Annotated in this window: 23 protein-coding genes and 1 riboswitch; of the genes, 14 read left to right on the top strand and 9 right to left on the bottom strand. The window is 42.8% G+C overall.

Features of this window, described 5'->3' with window-relative positions; translation table 11 throughout:
• Positions 1–260: 260 nt before the first annotated feature.
• The 4 genes from ABN702_RS15795 to ABN702_RS15780 are packed head-to-tail and all read right to left on the bottom strand — an operon-like array spanning position 261 to position 4,124.
• A complete protein-coding gene (locus ABN702_RS15795) occupies positions 261–1,640 on the bottom strand; it encodes a sensor histidine kinase (protein ID WP_417897736.1) in 1,380 nt (459 codons plus the stop codon).
• Positions 1,637–2,317, bottom strand: coding sequence for a response regulator transcription factor (locus ABN702_RS15790; protein WP_417897735.1), 681 nt, complete (start codon positions 2,315–2,317; stop codon positions 1,637–1,639). Before ABN702_RS15790 ends, ABN702_RS15795 begins: the two co-directional genes overlap by 4 nt.
• A 45-nt stretch (positions 2,318–2,362) precedes the next feature.
• The gene (locus ABN702_RS15785) at positions 2,363–3,088 is read right to left on the bottom strand and encodes an ABC transporter ATP-binding protein (protein ID WP_417897734.1); all 726 of its coding nucleotides are present in this window, start codon (positions 3,086–3,088) and stop codon (positions 2,363–2,365) included.
• Position 3,089: 1 nt separating this feature from the next.
• Positions 3,090–4,124 (bottom strand): ABC transporter permease, encoded by a 1,035-nt coding sequence (locus ABN702_RS15780; protein ID WP_417897733.1) that lies wholly within the window; start codon positions 4,122–4,124, stop codon positions 3,090–3,092.
• Positions 4,125–4,466: 342 nt separating this feature from the next.
• Between ABN702_RS15780 and ABN702_RS15775 the strand changes: the two genes are divergently transcribed.
• Positions 4,467–4,901, top strand: coding sequence for a GNAT family N-acetyltransferase (locus ABN702_RS15775; RefSeq protein WP_417897732.1), 435 nt, complete (start codon positions 4,467–4,469; stop codon positions 4,899–4,901).
• 214 nt (positions 4,902–5,115) lie between these two features.
• Positions 5,116–5,586: a DinB family protein gene (locus tag ABN702_RS15770; protein WP_417897731.1), complete on the top strand. Its 471-nt coding sequence runs from the start codon at positions 5,116–5,118 to the stop codon at positions 5,584–5,586.
• Positions 5,587–5,606: 20 nt separating this feature from the next.
• Here ABN702_RS15770 and ABN702_RS15765 read toward each other — a convergent pair whose 3' ends face one another.
• Positions 5,607–6,275, bottom strand: coding sequence for a haloacid dehalogenase type II (locus ABN702_RS15765; RefSeq protein WP_417897730.1), 669 nt, complete (start codon positions 6,273–6,275; stop codon positions 5,607–5,609).
• A 281-nt stretch (positions 6,276–6,556) separates the two neighbouring features.
• Here ABN702_RS15765 and ABN702_RS15760 point away from each other — a divergent pair, with 281 nt between their 5' ends.
• From ABN702_RS15760 to ABN702_RS15745, 4 genes are read left to right on the top strand one after another with little or no spacing between them, the layout of a single operon-like run.
• The gene (locus ABN702_RS15760; protein ID WP_417897729.1) at positions 6,557–7,789 is read left to right on the top strand and encodes an ABC transporter substrate-binding protein; all 1,233 of its coding nucleotides are present in this window, start codon (positions 6,557–6,559) and stop codon (positions 7,787–7,789) included.
• Entirely contained in the window at positions 7,767–8,630 is an 864-nt protein-coding gene (locus ABN702_RS15755; RefSeq protein ID WP_417897728.1) for an ABC transporter permease, read from the top strand. Before ABN702_RS15760 ends, ABN702_RS15755 begins: the two co-directional genes overlap by 23 nt.
• Before the next feature lie 15 nt (positions 8,631–8,645).
• Positions 8,646–9,434: an ABC transporter permease gene (locus tag ABN702_RS15750; RefSeq protein WP_417897727.1), complete on the top strand. Its 789-nt coding sequence runs from the start codon at positions 8,646–8,648 to the stop codon at positions 9,432–9,434.
• Between the two features lie 6 nt (positions 9,435–9,440).
• The gene (locus ABN702_RS15745; protein WP_417897726.1) at positions 9,441–10,397 is read left to right on the top strand and encodes an ABC transporter ATP-binding protein; all 957 of its coding nucleotides are present in this window, start codon (positions 9,441–9,443) and stop codon (positions 10,395–10,397) included.
• Between the two features lie 23 nt (positions 10,398–10,420).
• Here the strand turns inward: ABN702_RS15745 and ABN702_RS15740 are convergent, their stop codons facing one another.
• On the bottom strand, positions 10,421–11,497 hold the full coding sequence (locus ABN702_RS15740) for an FAD-dependent oxidoreductase (protein ID WP_417897725.1): 1,077 nt from the start codon (positions 11,495–11,497) through the stop codon (positions 10,421–10,423).
• Positions 11,498–11,536: 39 nt separating this feature from the next.
• Between ABN702_RS15740 and ABN702_RS15735 the strand changes: the two genes are divergently transcribed.
• The 5 genes from ABN702_RS15735 to ABN702_RS15715 all read left to right on the top strand — a co-directional run bounded on the left by ABN702_RS15735 (position 11,537) and on the right by ABN702_RS15715 (position 15,059).
• Positions 11,537–12,211, top strand: a complete 675-nt coding sequence (locus tag ABN702_RS15735; protein WP_417897724.1) for a TVP38/TMEM64 family protein — start codon at positions 11,537–11,539, stop codon at positions 12,209–12,211.
• On the top strand, positions 12,204–12,791 hold the full coding sequence (locus ABN702_RS15730; protein WP_417897723.1) for a CDP-alcohol phosphatidyltransferase family protein: 588 nt from the start codon (positions 12,204–12,206) through the stop codon (positions 12,789–12,791). Before ABN702_RS15735 ends, ABN702_RS15730 begins: the two co-directional genes overlap by 8 nt.
• 6 nt (positions 12,792–12,797) lie before the next feature.
• Positions 12,798–14,219 carry a mercuric reductase gene (locus ABN702_RS15725; protein ID WP_417897722.1) on the top strand — a complete coding sequence of 474 codons (1,422 nt, stop codon included), beginning with the start codon at positions 12,798–12,800 and terminating at the stop codon, positions 14,217–14,219.
• A gap of 127 nt (positions 14,220–14,346) precedes the next feature.
• Positions 14,347–14,547: a hypothetical protein gene (locus ABN702_RS15720; RefSeq protein WP_417897721.1), complete on the top strand. Its 201-nt coding sequence runs from the start codon at positions 14,347–14,349 to the stop codon at positions 14,545–14,547.
• Between the two features lie 80 nt (positions 14,548–14,627).
• Entirely contained in the window at positions 14,628–15,059 is a 432-nt protein-coding gene (locus ABN702_RS15715; protein WP_417897720.1) for a VOC family protein, read from the top strand.
• A 126-nt stretch (positions 15,060–15,185) separates the two neighbouring features.
• On the opposite strand, the gene ABN702_RS15710 is transcribed toward ABN702_RS15715, so the two are convergent.
• Positions 15,186–15,356 carry a hypothetical protein gene (locus ABN702_RS15710; RefSeq protein ID WP_417897719.1) on the bottom strand — a complete coding sequence of 57 codons (171 nt, stop codon included), beginning with the start codon at positions 15,354–15,356 and terminating at the stop codon, positions 15,186–15,188.
• A 436-nt stretch (positions 15,357–15,792) separates the two neighbouring features.
• Between ABN702_RS15710 and ABN702_RS15705 the strand changes: the two genes are divergently transcribed.
• A complete protein-coding gene (locus ABN702_RS15705) occupies positions 15,793–15,942 on the top strand; it encodes a hypothetical protein (RefSeq protein ID WP_417897718.1) in 150 nt (49 codons plus the stop codon).
• 520 nt (positions 15,943–16,462) lie between these two features.
• On the top strand, positions 16,463–16,996 hold the full coding sequence (locus ABN702_RS15700; protein ID WP_417897717.1) for a GNAT family N-acetyltransferase: 534 nt from the start codon (positions 16,463–16,465) through the stop codon (positions 16,994–16,996).
• Between the two features lie 91 nt (positions 16,997–17,087).
• On the opposite strand, the gene ABN702_RS15695 is transcribed toward ABN702_RS15700, so the two are convergent.
• Positions 17,088–17,558, bottom strand: coding sequence for a hypothetical protein (locus ABN702_RS15695; protein WP_417897716.1), 471 nt, complete (start codon positions 17,556–17,558; stop codon positions 17,088–17,090).
• Positions 17,559–17,780: 222 nt separating this feature from the next.
• Between ABN702_RS15695 and ABN702_RS15690 the strand changes: the two genes are divergently transcribed.
• On the top strand, positions 17,781–18,626 hold the full coding sequence (locus tag ABN702_RS15690; protein ID WP_417897715.1) for an AraC family transcriptional regulator: 846 nt from the start codon (positions 17,781–17,783) through the stop codon (positions 18,624–18,626).
• 7 nt (positions 18,627–18,633) lie between these two features.
• Here ABN702_RS15690 and ABN702_RS15685 read toward each other — a convergent pair whose 3' ends face one another.
• On the bottom strand, positions 18,634–19,521 hold the full coding sequence (locus ABN702_RS15685) for an EamA family transporter (RefSeq protein ID WP_417897714.1): 888 nt from the start codon (positions 19,519–19,521) through the stop codon (positions 18,634–18,636).
• A 308-nt stretch (positions 19,522–19,829) separates the two neighbouring features.
• Positions 19,830–19,933: riboswitch (purine riboswitch) on the top strand.
• Positions 19,934–20,041: the final 108 nt, after the last annotated feature.

Below are 20,041 nucleotides of genomic sequence, written 5' to 3'. Positions count from 1 at the left end.
TATAAAAAATTCATAATCAGTAGTATGATTTAAGTAGAGAGAAGGATTTCGAACAGCATTTACCTGTTATGTACGTTTTTAGTAGCAATCAAAGTTTATGGTTGCTTGGGTATGGATATTGATTTACAATCTGCGCGACTGCAGAATAACCACACACAATAAAAGCTCAGCATGCTGAGCTTTTTTATGTGTGATTTAACCTGTAATTTAAGTTCTCCCTATGGAAGTCATCTTTTTTTTGTACATATTCTTGGTACGACTTACCTCAAAGGCAATTCCACCACAAAAGATGTTCCTTCATCTACTTTACTCGTAACATGGATCTTGCCATCATGCAGCTTCACAATCTTTGCCGTTATGGATAAACCGAGTCCCGTTCCATCTGTTGTTCTGGTTCGCGCAGAATCCGCCCGGTAGAAGCGGTCGAATATCCGCTCCAATTCAGTAGGGCTCAATCCCATGCCTGTATCTTTAAAGGTAATGAATAGCGAATCTCCTCTTTCCTCCATGGATAGGTCGATACTGCCACCAGGTTTGTTGTATTTGATCGCATTGGAGAGCAGATTATCCCAAACCGTATGGAGCAGGGAAGAATCACCGATGATTTCCTTATCTGGCAGGGAGTAGCTGAGCATCATCCCTTTATCACTGATCAGCCATTGATAGTTCCGGACTAAATCCTGCAGCTGCTGCCCCACATTGAATGGACCCTTTTTCACAATAGAATCATCGCGATCCAAAGAGGCAAGCAGCAATAGCTGCTTGGTCAGGATGGAAAGCCTGGTTGTTTCATCTTGGATGATGGATACATACTGGCTTCGCTCTTCCGGACTGGTTGTTTCCTTTTCGAGCAGCATGGTGTAGCCTTTGATATTGGAAAGCGGGGATTGAATATCATGGGAGATGTTTGAAATGAACTCCTTCCGCATGTCCTCCATCTGCTCCAACTGCTTGGCCATCCGCACAAAGCTTCGGGAAAGCTCACCCAGCTCATCATGGCGATTGCTATCTAGCTTCACGCGGTAATCCCCTTTAGAGAGGGAGGTGGTGGCTTTTGTCAGTTTGGAAATGGGCTTCACCAGATATTTGGCACTGAATACGACCATCACGATGCTCAGTAAGATCGTGAGGAGAAGCAACCAGGCAAATAAATAATGCATCTCATTAAATAGAAGCTTAATATCGGGCCGGAGGAAAAGCGCATAGTTTTCTCCGTTATGCGTTAACGGAACCCCGATCGTATTCTTCAGGTCATTGGCAAAGAAGCCTGTTACAAACATCTCTTGTGGATACTGAAGAATCCCATGATAGATATCCCCTGCGAGTACCGTTTTCTTGGTTGAATCAGAAAGATCCTTTTCTTTGAATGTTGCTCCAAAAGAAACTTCCTCACCGGTGCTATCCACCAGATAAAGCTGATATCCGAGAGAAGAAACGTTTTCGAGGTACTCATTCAAGCTGATATCCGGATGTTTGTTCGCAAACTTAGCGATGGATTGAGCGAACCTGGTGGTTTTTTCATCGTTCTCGGGTTTTAATTTTTGCTGATAATAGGCATTGGAGATGAAAAAGGCGAGCACACTACTGGCTATCATGATCCCGATTGTCGTAAAGACAAATTTCGTGTAGAGAGATTTCATTCGCGTTTTGCCTCCAATGAATACCCGACGCCCCGTACGGTTTTAATCTGAAAATCATTTGTATATGTTAACAGGCGTTCTCTTAATCTTTTAATATGAACATCTACCGTCCGTTCATCTCCTTCATAATCAAAGCCCCAAATCTGTTCAATCAGGTGATCCCGCGTGAACACCTGTATGGGGTTTGCCATCAGAAAATACAGCAGTTCAAATTCCTTCAAGGGTAAAAGGATGGTTTTGTCCTCGATGGTCACTTCATAGCTCTTCTTATTTATCATGGTATTCCCTATACGAAGAACGGTATTCTCCGGCTGCTTGTCATACCTGCGTAGCAGCGCTCTTATCCGAAAACTCAGCTCTTTAGGTTCGAACGGCTTCACAAGATAATCGTCCGTTCCCGCATCGAATCCCTGCTCCTTATCCTCGATCTGATTTTTTGCAGTCAACAGGATAACAGGGATATGATAGCGGGTTCTGATCTCCTTAGTTAAGGTAAAGCCATCCATAAAAGGCATCATCACATCGACCACCGCTAAATGACAACTCTGCTTATGGAGGATCTCCAGTGCTTCCATTCCGTCCTTTGCCTGGAACACTTGGTAGCCCTGCTCGGATAGATGGATCCTTACAAGGTTTAGAATATGGATATCGTCATCAACAATCAGTATATTGGTCATTCTGTATACTCCTATTAGATAAAATCACTCATTTTTACTGTATCTTTAAAAATGGTCCGGTGCAAACAGTGGAGAACGAAATTTAGTTGTTTCCTCCTGCAAAATGAGGCCGTCGCTCATTCTGATGATACGATCGGCAAAGGGAAGCATCGCTTCGTCATGGGTGACCATCAGGGTGGCGATGTTCAGAGTATCTGTCAAATCACGGATCAATGACAGCACATCTTTGGATTTTTTGGAATCCAGGCTTGCGGTTGGTTCATCAGCGAAAAGAATTTCAGGCTGATGGATGATGGCACGCGCAATGGCCACCCGCTGCTTTTCCCCGCCGGACAGGGAAGCCGGAAAAGCATTTCTACGATGGTCTATTTCAACAAGTTTCAAAATCCTGGCTATTTCTTTTCTTTGTGCCATTTTGGTTAATTTCGATTCCGACACATGCAGCATCAGCTTCAATTGCTCTTCCACGGTAAGAAATGGAACGAGATGGGCCGACTGAAAGACGAAGCCGAATCTTTCTGCTCTTATTTTTCTGAGTGCCTCTTGATCCATTGCATGCAAGCTGTTCCCTTCCATGAGGATTTCACCGGCTGAAGCGGATTGAAGTCCGGCTGCAATGGTTAGAAGGGTACTTTTACCGGATCCTGAAGCCCCTACCAAAGCGGTTAACTCGCCTTTTCTCAGAGAAAGATGGACGCCTTTCAATATTTCCTCCTGCACATCTCCTTGAAGGAACGATTTTTTCACATGATCCATTGTAAAGAATGCCATATTACACCTCTCCTTGCTGAATGGCTTGTAGTGCTTGGGATTTTTTTATCTGAATCCCGGAAATGGAAGCTCCGATAAATCCGATTAAGAGAAAGACGATCGATAGTTGCATGGTTGATGGAAGGGACAGATGAAACGGCATTCCTTCGGGGGCAACCAGTTGGAAGCCTTGGCTCATTGCCGCTGCCAGACACAGAGCCAGTGCCGTGATGCTAAGCATTTGCGTCCACATCATCTTGAATAAGGCGCTTGTTTTCATTCCGAGCGCTTTTAATATGCCATACAAGCCGATTTTTTGAACATTCATCATATAGAAGAAGATGGCAAATAGCATGCCACTGATCACGACCAAAAACCAGACAATCATCGTAAGGGACATCTGTTCCGCGTTGTAGCTTGGAATCGTTTGGAGAAATTGTTTTTTTGTGAATGTTTCCAGGCCGGCTATAGCTTCAGCCTTCTCCATTCCCGGTATGAAAATCAATTGCATTTCCTCCACCCTATGCATGAGCTTGTAGTCGTCCATGTTAACGAAAGCAACAGGTGCATGGCTGAATTTCTTCTGGTCGACAAACCCTTTTACCTTGAACTCCCTACTTAATGAAGGAACGGTCAGGGTGTCGCCTTCTTTTATCCCCTTACTTTCCATTGAATGATCGAGGATAATCTCTCCAGGTTGGACATCCTGAAAATGAGGTGATTCGGTTGAGGTGACAAACGCTACGCTTAGTGGCTTGTCGCTCTTATCATGCACAAACCCCATTTGAATGGAAAGTGCCACCGCATTCGTCTGAACGTTTAACGTTTCTTCCTGGATGCTGCCCTCAATTCTCGACAGATTATAGGATTCATCTGCGTCCTCCGCCATGTAGAATTGCCCCTCCGGTAAATCCTTGATCAATGCAGCATTGTCCTGTGATAAACCGTTGGCCAAACCAGAAATGATAAACGTCAAAAAACTGATAAGAAACACAATGGAACCAAAAATCAGAAACCTCACTTTATTCTTCCTCATTTCTTTCCACGCAAGGTTCATTCTGATACCTCCTATATTTATGGGCCTCTTAACAGGAGCCTCATTTGTAATCTTAGAATATAGCTTTTATATGAACGGAAGATGAACGGATTTTTACAAAAGAGTAGGAAGCTATAATCTGCAAAAGGAGAAGGTATACGGCTTGGAAATCAGTGGGGATGAGCAAAGTAATGTTGTTTTGGCTGCAATTCATGAGTAAAATCTGAAGGCATGGGAAGATTCCCAGCCTTTTTTGCGTTTCGGGGCATATTTTAATGGTGATGTGTCAAAAGGTAAGCAGGAATTTGCCCAGTTGAACGCTAAATATAGTTAGGTAAGAAGGTCTTCAAGGAGGGGAGTATTTTGCAGATTAGAAATGCAAGAATGGCCGACTCTCGTGAGATTGCAAGACTGTCTTTTCAACTTGGTTATGAAGTTTCCGAGTCGCATGTGGAAAAGCAATTAGAGAAACTTATGCAGTGGGAGGACCATCAAGTATATGTAATCGAGGAAAGAGAGACTGAAATTGCCGGTTGGGTCCACGTCCACGGTAGACATGTGATCGAATCGCATTCCTATGCAGAAATAGGAGGCTTAATAGTAGATAATAAACATAGAAGAAAAGGCGTTGGGGAAACCCTCATGCGAAATTGCGAAGAGTGGGCAAGGAACAAAGGGTATCAAGAGGTGCGTTTAAGATCTGGTGGCCAAAGAAAGGAGGCCCACGAATTTTACCGAAGAATCGGGTATCAAAATGTTAAATGGCAAGAAGTGTTTTCTTTGAGAATAGAGGAGTAGTAAGAAACTGGAGGGGTTAGTTATCATGGAGTATTTTTTCATCGCATTTGTAGTGCTTGCAGTCGGGTTTTCGATGTTTAAAGCCATTAGAAAGAGAAAGTTACCAAGTAATCATTATACTCCGTTCGATGATATTACAATGGGTAAATCAGATAAAGATTAGGGGCGATTTTTTATTTCTATAAAACTCTTATTTTTCAAGGAGGAGATTACTTTGAAACGAGTTGACTTGCTATTAACCGTGCTGGATTCAACATTCGATAAAGAGAGTTGGTACGCACCATTTCATCATGCTATAAAAGGGCTTACTGCAGAACAGGCCATATGGAAACCATCTGGTGAAGAAACTAAAACCATTTGGGAATACGTTAATCATCTCATCTATTACAAAGAGAGATTAGCTGCAAACTTGGAAGAGCGTGAATGGACGAATAATCTAGACGGTAATGACACCTTTTATCTTACCAATCAAACCAATGATGATAAAGAATGGAAGAAAGTTGTTGAACGTTCTGAAAAAGCTCAACGCAATTTAAGACAGGTGTTGAGTAAGATTTCGGACCAAGAGCTTAACCAGAAATCACTTGAAGGGAAATTACTGGACATCATGCTTCATGATGCTTATCATACCGGCCAAATTATTCAATTAAGAAAAATGCAAGGGACCTGGCCATCTAGTCGTTGATCGTTAATTTTCTTAGATGCTTAATCGTTCCATTCAGTTATTCCGTTCAAATCACTATAAATACGATCAGGAGAGAGATTAAATTTCTCCTCGGGAAGCTTTGCACGATTAATCCAAGCTGTTTGAAAACCGAAATTTTTTGCGCCTGATATATCCCATCCATTGGAGGAGATGAATAATACCTCCTCACGTGCTACACCTAATTGCTTTAATGCATAGCGATAGGAAGCGGGAGTCGGTTTATATTGCTTGATTTCGTCGACACTGATGATCCGATCAAAATGAGGTGTCAATCCGGCGTTTGTTATAAGTGAGTCAAGCATATCCGGAGTTCCATTTGAAAAGATCGCTATTTTATTTTTACTCAATTTCTTTAACACCCCAACAACTTCAGGGTAAAGAGTCAAGTGGGAGTAGGCACTAATCAGAGTTTGTTCTATGTGGCTGCTCCATTCTTCGTGATGTTCTTCAAGAGTGTACCCTAAGGCATCCTTTGTTATCTTTTGAAAATCCTCGTAATCACCCATCAATTGTCGCATAAAGAAATATTCAAGCTGCTTTTTTCTCCAGATAAGGCTTATGCTTTCTCCTTTTTCAGGAAATAATTCCTCACATTTTTCTTTCACTGAATGAACATCAAATAGTGTGCCATACACATCAAATACGTAAGCTTTAATTGGAGTTACCATATGAAGTCCTCACTCTCCATTCATGAGTTTTAAAAAAAGATAGCTTAAAGAGAAACGAGTGTGAATACTAGTATCTTCATACCCGCTTCTCCTATTATATGCAATAAGGCTTTTTATTTCTTTTTAATATACTGAAACTACTAGATAAGTAAATCATAACAGGGATGGAACTTATATAAAAATATTGAGTACTAATCACAGAACATTAAAGTTCATACCATACACCCATTAATAGTATGATAGGGGTATCTGATACAAATAGTGAAGGGGAGAAACCATTCATGATAAAGAAGCTTGCCTTGATCATCATCACTATTCTTTTGCTTGCAGCCTGCCAGTCTGAAAAAGGACAGAGTGCAGAGGAGCTGCTGCAGAAGGATTGGAGTGAAATAGAAAAGTCCGCAAGTGGGACGACTGTCCGCATGTATATGTGGGGAGGGGATGACGGGATCAACCGTTATATGGATGAATTTGTCGCCCCGCGCTTGAAGGAGGAGCATGATATTACGCTCGAGCGGGTTCCGATGGATACGAACGAGATCCTGCAAAAGCTGTTCAATGAAAAGAAGGCTGGTAAAGAGAAGGGGACCATTGATGTTATCTGGGTCAACGGGGAGAACTTCAAGAACGCCAAAGACAATGAACTGCTGGTCGGCCCTTTTACAGAGAAGTTGCCGAATGTGCAGGAGTATGTAGACACTGAAAGTCTCGATATCAAGTATGACTTCGGGACGGAAGTGGAAGGAATGGAAGCACCATGGGGCAAGGTGCAGTTTGTCTACTTCTATGATGAAGAGAAGGTAGCTGCCCCTCCTAAATCCTTCGACGAGTTGAAAGCCTGGGTCGAGGAGAATCCAGGGAAGTTCACGTATCCTGAAGCAACTGATTTTACGGGGAATGCATTCTTGAGGCATCTTTTATATGAAGAGGTGGCAAGTCCGGACACATTATTAGAAGCAGGCTACAGTGAAGACTTGCTCGAAAAAGGGGAAGAGAATCTCTGGAACTACCTCAGGGACATCAAGCCTTATTTATGGAGAGAAGGGAAAACATATCCTTCCGACCTGACGGAGCTCGACCGCCTGTATAACCAGGGGGAAGTGTGGATGACGTTCGGGTATAACGAAGCGCGTGCCGAGAGCCTGATCAAAGATGGAAACTTCCCAAAGAGCACGAAATCCTTCATTATGGACTCAGGATCAATCGGCAACACGCACTTCCTAGCGGTGCCGTTCAACAGTCCGAACAAAGCAGGGGCAATGGCGACCATCAATTATCTGCTTTCCCCGGTAGCGCAGCTAGCAAAGTATGATTCCACCTACTGGGGAGAAAACATTGCATTGGACCCTAGGAAACTATCGGAAGAAGACAAGGCTACTCTCGAGGCGATGGACCGTGGAGCATCTGTCCTGCCGCCTGAGGTGCTTGCCGCTAAAAACCTTCCGGAAGTGGACGCGAAGTATGTGAACTGGTTAAAGGAGCATTGGATCAATGAAGTGGTCAAGACAGACTAAGCACTTTCTGGCATTTCTGCCTGCACTCATCCTGATTAGCGTGGTCGTCCTCTATGCGCTCTTTCTTTCATTTTGTGAAAGTGTCGGCTGCAGCACGGGCTGGACGTGGGAACATTATTTTGCATTATTCGAAGAAGAGCGCTTCCGGGATTCAATGACATACAGTCTATGTATTGCAGGTGTCTCCACCTTTTGTTCCCTTGTGATCGGCTTGGGTGTGACAAAGCTGTTGCATCATAGGCTTTTGAGTGGAAGGTCGAGGAGCCTGCTTTGGCTGCCGATGCTTTTTCCCCACTTTGTCTGGGGATACATGATGATCCTCCTGTTCTCACAGACGGGCTGGCTCTCATCGATTCTCTATCAAATGGGTGTCATCGAGACCTCCTCCTCCTTTCCGCTGATTATTCAGGATGAACAAGGGATCGGCATCATCCTTACGTATATATCAAAGGAGGTCCCTTTTGTGGTCCTGCTCCTTTTGCCGGTGTATATGAATATGCCTAAGGAACTGCCTCAGGTGGTAAGGACCCTCGGGGGAAGCAGGTGGAACGTGTTCAAAACGGTCGAGTGGCCATGGGTCTATCCGGTGCTGGTCGAGGCGGGGATCATTGTGTTCGCCTTTGTCATCGCAGCATTCGAGCTGCCTTATCTGCTCGGCACGACCTACCCGCAAATGGTATCGGTCGTCGCGTATGAATGGTTCTTTCAGGGAGATTGGAGCAGACGGCCATTGTCCTTCGCTTTCATGATTTGTGTGACGGTCCTGATTCTGCTCATCACGGCAGCTGCCTCCTCCTCGATGAATAAGAAGCGCTATCAGATGATGAGGGGAAATAACTAGAAAATGGATGATTCTATGAAAAGAACTTGGCATGTCGTGTGGGCGCTATTCTTTCTCACACCGGTCCTATTACTGCTATTAAATAGTTTTGCCTACAACTGGCGATGGCCAGAGGTGCTGCCTCCCGGGTTAAGCCTAAGGGGCTGGTCGGTACTTATGAGAGAGCCGCAACTGATCCGAGCGGTGCTTACAAGCTTTGCTATCGGAATCAGTGTTATTCTTCTGAACTTTGTCATCGCCTTGCCTGCAGCAAGAAAGCTTGCCTTTCATTCTTTCAAAGGCAAAGCTTGGCTTGAAACCATATTGATACTGCCGATTCTAATACCCAGTCTTGCAGTGGTTATGGGGATTCATATTGCGATGATTCGCGTCGGATTAAGCGACACGATCCTTGGTGTAATTCTGATTCATCTGATTCCGACGGTTCCCTATTCGATCAAGATTTTCCGCGCCGGTTTTGAAAGGCTTGGCGTAGGCTTTGAGAACCAGGTGGTGACACTTGGCGGGAACAAGCTGTACGCATTCTATTCGGTGTACCTTCCGCAGATGATCTCAAGCTTTCGCAGTGCAGTGTTTCTCATTTTTGTCATCTCACTCAGTCAATTCGCCCTCACCGCCATCATCGGAGGAGGGAATGTGCTGACCTTGGCCCTGCTGTATTTTCCCTATTTGAACAGTGTCGATACCTCGGTGATCGCAAGCTTTTCGCTCTTGTTTGCGATTCTTCCAATATTGGTGGTCATCTTGTTTGAAGGTATGTTCTATTTAATGAATCCTTATAAAAACCGTTCTTTCAGGAAGTGATTTTACATGATAGTCATTCAGGATATGGAAAAAAGCTATAAAAAGTCGTCGTCCGTTTTTGAATCGGTCAGCTTTACGATGGAAAAGGGTGAAATCGTCAGCGTTGTCGGTCCATCAGGCACCGGAAAGTCGACCTTTCTCAAATGCCTGGCAGGACTCGAGGAAATGACTGGCGGCTCCTACTATATCGAAGAAAAAGAAATGACCAGCATACCTGCCAATAAAAGGCCGGTTGTCATGATGTTTCAGCAGCCGTTTCTTTTTCCGCACATGACGGTACTCGATAATGTCATGTACGGTCTCAAGTTTCAGCAGGGAAGTAAAAAAGAGAAAACGTCAAAAGCAAGAAGCTTTCTCGGGAAGGTCAATCTCTCAGACTATGAAGCATACATGCCCTATGAATTGTCAGGTGGGCAGCAGCAGCGCGTTGCCCTTGCCCGTGCATTGGTCACCAGTCCAAGCCTGCTCCTGCTTGATGAACCGTTCAGCAGTCTCGATAATGCGCTTCGGCAGGAAACAAGGGATTGGGTGAAGCGGCTGCTTAGAGAGCAGAACACAACTGCTATCTTTGTCACACATGATATCGAAGAGGCGATGATCATGGGGGACAGGGTGGCAGTCTTTGGGGAAGGTAGACTCCAGCAGATTGGCGACCCGTCCGACATCTACTACCATCCGAAAAGCACTTTTGTGGCAGAGTTCTACTCAGACGGGTTCATGCTCAATCCGTCTACGTTTGTGCATACCGAAAAACTCCATGTCATCAAACATGGAGAAACCAATGCCCGATCCTGGAAGGCAACTATCGTGAATAAAAGAATGAGGCACGGAAAAGTCTTTTACGATATCAAACTGACAGACAACCAAAAGCAGTTGACCATTCTGGCAGAGGAAAACTATCAGGCAGGAGAAGAGCTTCTGATAGGAATAGAGAAGGAAGAAGATTTGATAACAGTAAAATGACAGCAGGGAGAAGACCGCTGCTGTCATTTGTATTTTTTCATAAAGGAACGATCGATCATGTTCTTGAGCTTCCAGGGGGATTTTCCTTGAAAATAGATCCTGTCGTACAGGAGCATCGCTTCTTTCCCGCCAGTTGATAGAATGGAAAGGAACCTTTTTTGTGGCTTGAAGGTAGTCAGGTCCTTTTTCAAAAGGGTTCGTTTTATATTCTCCCAAAGCACAGGCCCCTGTCGCACCGCATAGACACCGTTCTTTGCAAGTTCCGGGTAGGTGGAGAGGGTTACGCAATCTCCGGCACCGAGGATTTCCGGATGGCTCTCGCTTTGAAGTGTAGACTGGACAAGTAGGTACCCGTCCTCTGTGCATTTCATGCCACTTTCCCGAAAAAGCGGAGAGGAGGCTGGCCCTGTGAGTAGCAGGACCCCGGAATGATTGAGAGAGCGGTTGCACGTTCGGATACTCTGATCTTCAATATTTTCTACCTCTTCGTCTACAAAGACTTGAAGTCCTTTGCTTTTGCATAATTCTTCGAGGCTGGCAGAAGCTCCCTTAGGCGCGCCGGGAAGTAGGCGGGAAGAGCTGATCAGGGTCACCTGCCCGGTATGTCCGAGTCGCATTTTGCGCGCGAGGATGGATAAGCTGATTTCCACACCCGCAGCGCCTCCTCCTACAATCACAGGAGACAGGGAATCCCGGAGTTCTTTTATTGTGTCAGGGAAGGTGTAATTCGGCTTCACCGTCCGGACCGCGCTTGAGGGAAGAAAACCATGGTTCGTGCTGGAGCCGATATCAAAAGAAATGACACTGTAGGACAAGTCTTCACCCTTATCAAGGACGATTCTTTTGTTTTCAGGGTCGAGTTCTGTGACAGTCGCTTCGATGAACTGTACACCTGCCTTACGGGAAAGCTCGGTCAAGTCTATCCGTATGTCCTCCTCCTTATAAAGACCCTCGGTGAAGCCTGAGAACATCCCGGAATAGTATTGATACTTATTGGAGGATACAAGGATGAACCTCGAGTCAGGGAGTGTTTCTTCCTGGAGCTGTTTCAAGCATTGAATATGGGCATGGCCGCCGCCGACAAGAATAACCGTTTTCATTCTGTGTTTCACCTCACTCAAAAAAATAGGGATGATACTATGTCAAAAAAGAATGTTGGAAAAATAATTGGTATTGCAATCATAATTGTAGTCCTGCTGTATATCAACAAAGAATACTTGAATCTGAGTCCACAGGATATCAGGGAATGGATTCTTTCCTATGGAGCATTCGCTCCAATCCTATACATACTTCTCTATACCGTCCGGCCGTTGATCCTGTTTCCCGCCTCGGTCTTGTCGCTGACGGCAGGCCTGGCCTTTGGGGCGGTGTGGGGAACATTCTATACCATCATCGGTGCAACTGCTGGTGCCATCGTGTCCTTTCTTGTTGCCAGAAAAGTGGGCACAGGCTTGGTGAAAGGGAAAACGAGTGGTCCAAGAATGAAGAAGATCACCGAGCAACTAGAAAAACGTGGATTTGTCTATGTTCTCCTTTTAAGGCTGATCCCTCTATTGAACTTTGATTTGATCAGCTATGCAGCAGGAGTATCCAGAGTGAAAATTGCGCCTTTTGTGCTGGGAACCTTCATTGGAATTATCCCAGGGACTTTTGCTTACAACTTTTTGGGATCGAGCATTTTAGGAGATAATATAGGGAAGGTGATCGCAGCGGTCCTTGTATTTTTACTTATTACCATTATTCCGGTAATCGCAAGCCCTAAACTTAGGGAAAAGCTCGGGCTGACTAAAGCGGGAGGAAAAACAGATGCTTGATACCCATGCAAGAAAATATGTACAACCGGCCATCGAAAAGACAGCGACCGGCTTTCTGAAGCTAGGCCTGAGCGCCAATCAGGTCACCGTTCTATCCTTTATGATAGGCGTTTCATCCGGGATCTTTTTTTACTTCGGCTTCCCAATCATCGCCGTCATCGTTTTATGGCTGAGCGGCTATCTTGATGCGGTTGATGGAACAATGGCACGACAGACAAAGCCGTCCGCCTTTGGAACGGTCATGGATGTGACGTTTGACCGGCTGGTGGAAATCAGTGTCATCCTAGGTATTACTTTTGCCATTCCTGACGTCCAATGGGCGCTCCTTCTATTAAGTGTGTCGATTATCTTTTCCATGACCGTCTTCTTGACAGTTGGCGCCGTATCGGAAAAGCAGGGTGTCAAATCCTTCTACTATCAAGCGGGACTGGCGGAGAGAACGGAAGGCTTCCTATTTCTTTCCATCATGATGCTTCTGCCTGCCTATGTATTATGGACCACGCTTTTATTCTTTTTTGTCGAGACATTCACCGGCACTCAGCGTCTTATGGAAGCGAAGCGAATATTGGATAAGGAGTGAAGCGGAATGAAAAAGTATGATCTGATTGTTATTGGAGGCGGTGCCGGCGGACTGACCGTTGCCGCTGGTGCTGCCTCATTGGGTGGAAAAGTGGCCCTGATAGAAAAAAATGACCTGCTTGGGGGAGACTGCCTGCACTATGGCTGTGTTCCATCCAAAACACTGATCGAAGCAGCCAACAGAGTCCATGAAGTACACTCTCTGGATGGCCTTGGTCTTCAAACTTCCGGAACCGTCGACATGAAAGCCGTGATGGATCGGGTGCGCGCATCTATCTCCCATATCCAGGAGCACGACGATGCCGAGCGCTTCCGAAAGCTTGGTGTCGATGTTTATTTTGGCCCGGGAAGCTTTCAGTCTCCCCATGAGGTGAGGGTGAATGAGGAAGTGCTTTATGGCAAAAAAATCGTCGTCTCTACCGGTTCACGTCCTTTAGTGCCAGAGGTGGAAGGGCTGAAGGAATGCGGCTTCCTGACCAATGAAAGTATATTCAGTTTACAGAATCTGCCGCAAAAGCTCGCTGTCATCGGTGGAGGACCTGTCGGATTGGAGCTCGCACAGGCTATGTCACGGTTGGGGAGCGAGACAACCGTCATTGATAGTTCGCCAACTCTTTTTGGTAAAGAGGACAAAGAGATCAGTCAGGCTATGTCAAAGCTGTTGGAAAAAGAACTGACAAACCTGACAGAAGCTTCTGTAGAAAAAGTGGAAATGCGGGACGGCAAGAAAATCCTGTTCGTGAAGAGAGCAGGATTGCTGAGTGAACTCCAGGTGGATGAAGTACTTGTAGCGGCTGGCAGAATACCGAATACTGGATCCCTTGAGCTGGAAAAAGCGGGTGTCCTCACGGATAAACGGGGCTACATCACCGTCAATGAACGACTCGAATCCAATGTCTCCCACATTTATGCAGTTGGTGACGTCAACGGCGCATTCCCCTTTACCCATGTTGCTGGAATGGAAGGGAAGCTCGTCGTGCAGAACGCACTCCTAGGACTGCGGCGGAAAGTCAGCTACGGCAATGTGCCATGGGTCATCTACACCTCCCCGGAAGTCTTCCATCTTGGAATGACCGAAGAGGAGGCAAGGGATCAGGGCAATGACATCAGAGTATTCCGTGTGCCCTTATCCAATGTCGACCGATTCATCGCGGACCACCAGACAGAAGGCTTCGTCAAAGTCATTACCGATAAAAAGGGCCATATCCTTGGCGCCCATGCCATCGGACAGCACGCCGGCGACTTCATGCAGGAAATCGTTGCAGCCAAACAATTCCACAAGAAAATCGGTGCACTTTCCAATGTCATCCATCCCTATCCGAGTCACAGTGCAGCCGTTCAGCAAACCGCTGACCTTTACTGGAGGGAAACTCTGTTTGAAGGCAGGATTCAGAGGGTGTTGGAGACGTATGTGCGTTGGAAATGGTGAGGAATGGTTTGATAGATTGAGAGAGTGAGCTTTCTTGGGTCATTTGAGGGAAAAAAGAGTAGATAGCGTACGAGATTTGTTTAAAAAGGCAATGATAAAATAATGTTAAAAAGGAAGAGAAGCTAAAATGGTTATTCAATCAAATATGTCACCAGAAGCAATTGTTGAAGTTTGGGACGTTACAGCAGCTGTATTCCAAAAATATAAAATCCCACATTCAAAAGAGCCTTTAAAAACATTGGTTAAAAAGGAACAGCTTAATTCGCTTCTTCAAGAATTAAATTCTGCTGTTAGAAGTTCTAGTACTACCTGTATAGAAGGTGGCTGACAAATGCCAACTATAAAGGAGTAGGTTACTCCTCGTAAAAACTATGTGTTGAAAATAATACTTGTAAAGGAATTGAAAAGATGAAGATGAAAAAAACCATCCCATACATTCCAGTAAATAACATAGAAGATGCAGTAATATTTTATGAAGCTAAACTTGGATTTAACTGTCAACATAAAGATACAAGTTTTGGATTACTTTATCGTGATGAGGTGGAAATTCATTTATGGGCTGCAAACGATTCAGATTGGAAGTCACGTGGTCCACAGGTGTTAACAGAACCAATTAAAAGTGGTGCTGAAAGTTTTCTAGCAGGAACTGCAAGTTGTAGAATAGAAGTAGAGAAAATTGATGATCTGTACATTGAATATAAAAAGAATGGTGTACTTTACAATCAGGAAACTGTAATCGAAGAAACACCTTGGGGAACCCGTGAGTTTCCAGCTTTAGACTTACATCGCAATTTAATTACTTTCTATGAAAAAGTGGAAAAAAAAATGAAGGAATTCTGATAGAACCATTGCTATGGTTATTCACATTAATTAGATTTACCACCATACAACATGAAACAATCCATTTTGATTTTTTTTTCAAAATGGATTGTTTCATGTGTTATTAATGAAGGTTCTTTAATCAAACTATATTTCAACATCATCAACATTTGTTGCGTTTTTTGACATATCTTCATCAAGAATAATGGTATCCTTTGGTAAGGAAGGGTCAAAGTATGGGGGATGTTGTTCGGCATGCTTACTCTCTTCTTGGTTGTTAAATTGGTTCTTTTCCTTATGATTTTGTTGGCTTGACATGACTATCACCTCATATTATTAGCTTTTCATATTAATTTCTCCAATTCGTTCCTTTCTATGTGAAAAATATACCAAAATTGCAAAAGAGATTATGAATGAACTAAAACAATCAAGTGCGATAGAATTTGAATGAAACTGGTAAAGTCAGTTCTTATTTGGACTGCAGGGTAATATTGAAGAGCCAAATGATAGATTAACGTATTGATGACCGTTTAAAACAAAGTTCGATTATTTATAAAAAGTTTGAACATATTCAATAACGATTGATAACAATCCTGTTGAATCATAATCAACAGGATCTTTTCTTATTCAATTATAGGGCCATTTAATTGAATAAGACTGGGAATCTTCAGGAGTTAATTTGCGAATTTGAGATAAGGTATATTATATTTGTTGAATAGATTCTCTTTAAAAACAAGAAAAGTAGGTGAACAAAGTGGGGAAATATCAATTGGATACCAAAGGTAAGGTAGCTGTTACAAAGTTTCATGAAAAACAGACACCTGCTAAATTTGATAAAAAGCAGCAACTTGAAAAATTACGTGCGGAGTATTTGAAAAAGAAGCAAAAACAAACAGATAAATAATATGAATGAAAACATAGGAAGACTAAATCTCCCTATGTTTTTCTTATTCGAAGTTTTTTTAAAAATTGATAATGAAAATTCTGATTGGTTTAAAAATATGATATCTAATTGGAGGCTCATTATGGCAATAATTTTTGTTACATGGTTATCTGGAGTAGGGACTGGTTTTAGATAGTTTTGAAAAAGTATTACCGTTATTAGAAATAAGGTCTGATATTATTATAGATACTACATATATTGGAATTAACGAGGTTTGTAGAAAAATTAAAGAATTATTATAATCATTTTTCTGGTATTCAATTATCGGGCGCTTTTCCAGAACAAAAGAAAGCTGGAAAGCACCTTTTTAATGAAAGTAAATGAGTGAGTTAGATTACAGATTTAGAAAAAATGTTATTAAGAAAGACATCATTATGGAGCATAGATCATCCAAGTAAACTCATATTTAGAGACAGTCAATATTCACAAAACGTATGGATAATATAAAGTCAGGTTTCGACTTAATCATTGGAGGTGCCCATTGAATATTAATTTCACCAAATTAACTGAACCTGCCTCAACCCTCGTAGACGTGTTTAATCGGTGGGAAAACGACCCAAGTTTGATTCCTTTGACTCGCCCTAACCCAAATAAGTCAGAACTGGAACGCCAGAGGATAATTACACTTGATAACTTGACACAACGGCTGGAAGACCATCACATCTACTTGATATATCTGGATGACCAGTTGATCGGAGAAATGAACTATATGGTTGATCCTAGCCATCTCTACAAAAAAGAGCCAGGAACCGCCTGGATTGGGATTACGATTGGTGAGCCCGAAGGCCGAAGCAAAGGGGTAGGTTATGTGGCGATACAATATTTAGAGGAACAGATTAAGAAGGAGGGTCTGAAACGTATTGAACTCGGCGTGTTTGAATTTAACTTACAGGCTCAGAAGCTGTATCAGAAGCTGGACTATAAGGAAATCGGCCATATAGAAGAATTTACCTATTGGCAAGAAAAATTGTGGTCTGATATCCGCATGGAAAAGTATTTAGGAGACAAAAATTGAACAAGGGAACTCCAAAATATCGGAGTTCCCTTCTTTATTTAAAAAATAACAATATTTTTTAATATAGATTTAGGAAGCTTTGAAAATAGTTCTAATAATTTTGCTCCTGATCTGCACTATCTGAAGGAAAGCTAACTCCCATCGACTGTAAAGCATTCTTTGCTTGTCTTAAATACGATTCTGCCTGATTTTGCCACTGTATTAACATTCTCATCTTTGGTCTATATGGATCTTCGGCATTATTCTCCATTACTTGCAACCACTCACGAACTCCCTTGTCTTGATTTTCTGCATTCACGATATAGGTTGCCATAGTTACTATAATGGTATTCTGCTGTTCTCCACTGACAAGCCTCCTGGCTGATCCAACCGAGGTGACTCGGTGGTAGGAGGCGGGAACCAAATGGCTATGCATCTCGTTATTACCTTTCAAATCCTGGGTCTCTGGAATATGATAGAGTTCACTACTTATCGAGCATAGCATTTCTTCGGCATATAGGCTTTGTTGTAATAGGCTCAAAATTGGTTCCCAGCCGTTTCCTCTAAAGTAATATGGATACAAAGTTAACACTCCTCATAAATAAATTAATACATCTACTTCATCAATATGTGGCTATTTATGAAAACATGAGTAAATATCCTATCGTATTCAATACTGTAAGAAATAATATAGATGCTTTAAGATATAGAGAATGACAGAATTATCAACCGGCTTTTTCAGGCAATAAATGTCGGACTGAATGTAAGTTTTTCCTTTAAAATGATGAACAGAAGGAGGGAGTTTATGGATTGGCTGGTCAGGATGAATAACGTATTGGATTACATAGAGGAAAAGCTGGACAAGGAAATAGATTACAAGGAAATAGCAAGGGTTGCATGCTGTTCGGAGTTCCACTTCTCCAGGATATTTTCATCCATAACCGGTATTTCACTTTCAGAATATATCAGAAGGAGGCGGTTGACCCTTGCTGCTTTCGAATTGCAAAAAAGTGATCGTCGAATTATCGATATCGCGATGAAATATGGTTATGAATCTGCTGATTCCTTTGCGCGTGCTTTTCAAAAAACACATGGAATAAAGCCGTCTGAATGTCGCCTGAAAGGCAAATCATTAAAAGCTTTTCCAAAACTATCTTTTCAATTGTCCATAAAAGGAGATACTGAAATGGAGTATAGGATTGAAAAACTGGAATTTGAAATAAGATTAATAGGTAAAAGTAAGCCTGTAAAAACTAGCAGAGCTTTTAAAACTATTCCAACACTTTGGAGCACTGCAAAAAAAGAAGGGTTGATGCAGCAATTAATAAATATGTCATGGGAGAATCCGAAATGCTCACTCGAGGGAATATTAGGTGTATGTGGAAAGGAAGCCGCCATAAAGGATGAGGAATTTAACTATTTTATGGGTGTCCGCTATCATGATGAAGCTCCCGAAGAGATGGAAACGCTGATTATTCCACCAAGTACATGGGCTGTATTTCCAAATATCGTGGAGGCATGGAAACGTTTATATTCGGAATGGGTTCCTACATCCGGATATGAGCTAGCCGATCTGCCATGTATTGAATGTTATTATCCACCTGGACATAAACCCCGACATGAATTATGGGTACCGATTATTCCTAAATAAGAAGGAATCAGCCAGAGAGACTGACCCTCTGGCTTTGTTTCGTATTGCCGATGATGATTCCTCCTAAAATAAGCACAACTCCAAACCATTGTAAGGAAGCTATTTCTTCTGATAGGACAAGCGCTGACATGATTATAGCAACGGGAAGCTCGGATGCTGTAAGAATCGTGCCTAGTCCTGGACCGACATGCGGCATCCCGATTGAAAATAATAACGGCGGTAACACCACACCGAATACACCAAGGATCAATCCGTAAGGCAGTACACCTGTAAGGGTCGTTATATCGAGAAGGAATACAGGTGGAAATAATATAAATGTGACAATCAAGCCTCCAGTTGAAAGAAGGGCACTTTTTTGAATAGCAGGAACCTTCTTACCGATGATACTGCTCAAGAAAATGAAGATGGAAAAAGTCACCGCAGAAAGCATTCCCCATACAGCCCCCTCGAAGGATACAGATTGTATATTCTCTACGAATAGGCCAGCTGCCAAAATGGATCCGGCAAGGAGAATCACTATCGAAAGAACCTTTCCTGATGATGGCCTTCTTTTAAAAACAACCCATTCGATCACGGAGCCGATCCAGATGAATTGGAATAGAAAGATGATGGCCAATGAAGCATCGAGTGTCTGTAAAGATTGATAGTAAAGCAGTCCGGTTAATCCCATCGGTATACCGGCCAACATGATTATCCCGGCTTGCCTAAAGCTTATTTTGGTTTTCTTGGCGAATAAAACCACCAGCCAAATAATCAAGGTCCCAAACAGAACTTGACTCCCCGTAACCTCTACCATCGAAAAACCTGCAGAATAGGCAAGCTTCACAAATGTGGATAATATTCCGAGGCAGCAGCCTCCAATAAATACAAGTAATGCATAATGCCAAGTCTTCATGAAAAATCCCCCTCTTTCCCTTATTGAAAAACAAAAAGCCACACGACTGTCCTAAGACAGTCGTGTGGCGAAAATAGAGTTACCTCTAGAAAAATCCACAGTTAAGATTTTATTATTGAGTTTATAAATGGAATTATAATAGATAATAGTTCTTTTTACAATAGAAAATATTTTAGGGATAAAGGTAGGAAAAACGCCTATTTCATAGTTTTGAATTTGATTAAATCCGAACGTTTAAATAGGTATATTTAATTAATATTCGTATTTTTGTTGATTATCCATTAATCGTTTGTTATATTAGGAAAGTAGTAAAATTAAATATTTTTACTCGTATATACTCGGTAATATGGTCTGAGTGTCTCTACCCGGTTCCCATGGAAGAACTGGACTACGATGTAAAGTATATGGCAGATTGGTTTATAGGCTGATTCCAATTTTTGATGCAGGGCTGTATGTCTGCGTCGTAATATATACTTGAACTCGTAGGTGTAGAGGGTAGAAATTATTCTATTTTCTAGGC

This window comes from Bacillus haimaensis (genome assembly GCF_048270625.1).
In the GTDB taxonomy this organism is placed as follows: domain Bacteria; phylum Bacillota; class Bacilli; order Bacillales; family Bacillaceae_I; genus Sutcliffiella_A; species Sutcliffiella_A haimaensis.
The sequence above is the reverse complement of the archived record's forward strand: the minus strand, read 5'-3'. Positions and strand labels throughout refer to the sequence as shown.